Origin of the sequence: Thomasclavelia sp. (assembly GCF_047249845.1) — a bacterium.
Classification (GTDB): domain Bacteria; phylum Bacillota_I; class Bacilli_A; order Erysipelotrichales; family Coprobacillaceae; genus Thomasclavelia.
Genome location: NZ_JBKTWO010000139.1, coordinates 1 through 2,106, shown reverse-complemented (window position 1 = coordinate 2,106; position 2,106 = coordinate 1). Strand labels below are relative to the sequence as shown.

At 30.2% G+C, this 2,106-nt stretch carries 3 protein-coding genes; all 3 read right to left on the bottom strand.

Features of this window, described 5'->3' with window-relative positions:
* Positions 1 to 599: FAD-dependent oxidoreductase (locus tag ACLR9T_RS14060; RefSeq protein ID WP_413110105.1), on the bottom strand; the 599-nt coding region annotated here is incomplete at its 3' end.
* A gap of 165 nt (positions 600 to 764) precedes the next feature.
* Positions 765 to 1,691 (bottom strand): AEC family transporter, encoded by a 927-nt coding sequence (locus tag ACLR9T_RS14055; RefSeq protein ID WP_413110104.1) that lies wholly within the window; start codon positions 1,689 to 1,691, stop codon positions 765 to 767.
* Between the two features lie 12 nt (positions 1,692 to 1,703).
* The gene (locus ACLR9T_RS14050) at positions 1,704 to 1,955 is read right to left on the bottom strand and encodes a hypothetical protein (protein ID WP_008790695.1); all 252 of its coding nucleotides are present in this window, start codon (positions 1,953 to 1,955) and stop codon (positions 1,704 to 1,706) included.
* Between the last annotated feature and the right edge of the window lie 151 nt (positions 1,956 to 2,106).

The window sequence follows — 2,106 nt, the reverse complement described above, 5'->3', positions numbered from 1 at the left end:
TCTAAAACAATACCTTTGGCACGATTATTTTCTACAATAATATCCTTCACAGCAGTTTTATAAGCTGTATCTATATGTTCTTTTAATTCATTTGACATTTCAGTCATAATTCTTAAATTCTCTTCTGTTCCAAGATGTCTGACTTTTGCACGAAGAAGCTTTAATCCTACTGCATAACCTCTTCTTTCAATATCCTTAATTTTATCAGTTGTTGGATCAGTAATGTCATGAGTTGCCCCATGTTTTAAATACAATTCATCAACATAATGAATAACATTTTCAACTTCCTGATTATCTAAATAGTCAGTCAGCCAACCACCAAATTCACTTGTAATATTAAATTTTCCATCAGAATAAGCCCCCGCTCCACCAAATCCTGAAGTAATTGAACATGCTGGTAAACACCCAGGCTCATGTTCTTTGATTTGTGGACAGCTCTTGATTTTCTTATCTTTGATTGGACAATGGCGATACATAACATCATGACCTTTATCAATCAAAAGAACTTTTAATTCTGGATTCTTTAAATACAATTCATAACTTGTCATAATTCCTGCTGGTCCAGCACCAACAATGATAACATCATAATTTTTTTGCATAAAAAAACGCCTCATTTCTGGGCATAAAATGAATTATCCTCAATTATTATATCCATATTTTCAATAAATTGTCAACGAAAACAAGTTTTGAGTTTTGATAACTTGTTTTTATCTATGAAATAATAACTTCAAACATTCCTTTCAATGAAAAACAGCATTGACTTATCACACAAGAAATAAAGCAACTATCAATGGTATAGTCACAACTGACAATAAAGTCGTCATAAAAACTGTTTTAGCAGCAAGAGAAATATCTCCATCATATTCTGTAGCAAACAAAACTGCACTATTAGCAACTGGCATAGATATCATAATTAAAGCAATTCCCAAAATAAGTGGATCTCCAACAACCAATTTTAAAAGAGGATAAGCAATAACTGGAACAATAATTTGTTTAATCATTGTATAAGGATATATCTTAAATTCAGTAAACACTTCCTTAATTGGAATTGTAGCAAGTGTTGACCCAATTAATAGCATTGCCATTGGGGTTGTAATATCTCCAATCATTGTAATTGTTGAAGATAAAACATCAGGTAACTTTATGCCTGTAAAATAAATGAATAAGGCAACCAGTGAAGCTATAACACCAGGAGACAATAAGTTCTTAGGATTCAATTTCACTTTATGGCCTGTCCCATAATTCATAATCACAACGCCTACTGTAAAAACAAATAAATTAAAAATCATATTGAAGATAGCTGTAAAAAACACTGCTTCATAACCAAATATCGCTTTCATAACTGGAAATCCCATAAAACCAATATTTGAAAAAACTGTCATAAAGATATAGAGTCCCTGTTGTGGCAAAGGAATTCTTAAAACTTTAACAATGAAAAAGCCCAAAATAGGCATAATGAAATAAATAGCAAAGCCTAATATAAAAACAAAAAATATATCACTTAACCCTTGAGTAACAGTTGTAGATAAAACAGATGACACAATCATAGCCGGTGTTGTCACTGTTAATAATATTGATGTTAACTTCTTATTCAAATCAACATCAAATAATTTCATTTTAAATAAAAAATATCCTAACGCTATAACCAAAAATAACTGAATAATCTGCATTAATATAACTTGAATATCCACAACTTATTCCCCCTAACCTTTTAAACCATTAGCCTGTCTTTCCATATTTTCCACGACAACATCATAGATCTCTCCAAGTGTTGCTGCATATTCCAGAATTAGCCAAGGTTCATTAGTATGATAATGAATTTTAATTAATTCCTCATCACCAACTGCTAATAAGCAATCTCCTTTAAAATGATTAGTTATATAATCATTAATCTGATCTTCATTTAGATTCTGTCCTTCAATCAATAATTGTGTATCAAATTTAAATTCTACCATGTCTTTCTCCTTTCAAAAGAAAATGTATTCACTGACTTCTTATACTAAAATAAACACATCCCTTATATTTACTCCCATTATAATATTCTACCTTAAATGTTAGTTATTTTTTCAAAAACTGTAACAGTTTTACATTGTCTTTCTCTATGGA

What these genes read in the sequence shown, in the direction of transcription:
- ACLR9T_RS14050 (WP_008790695.1), bottom strand. Translation starts at nt 1,955, where the DNA reads ATGGTAGAATTTAAATTTGATACACAATTATTGATTGAAGGACAGAAT.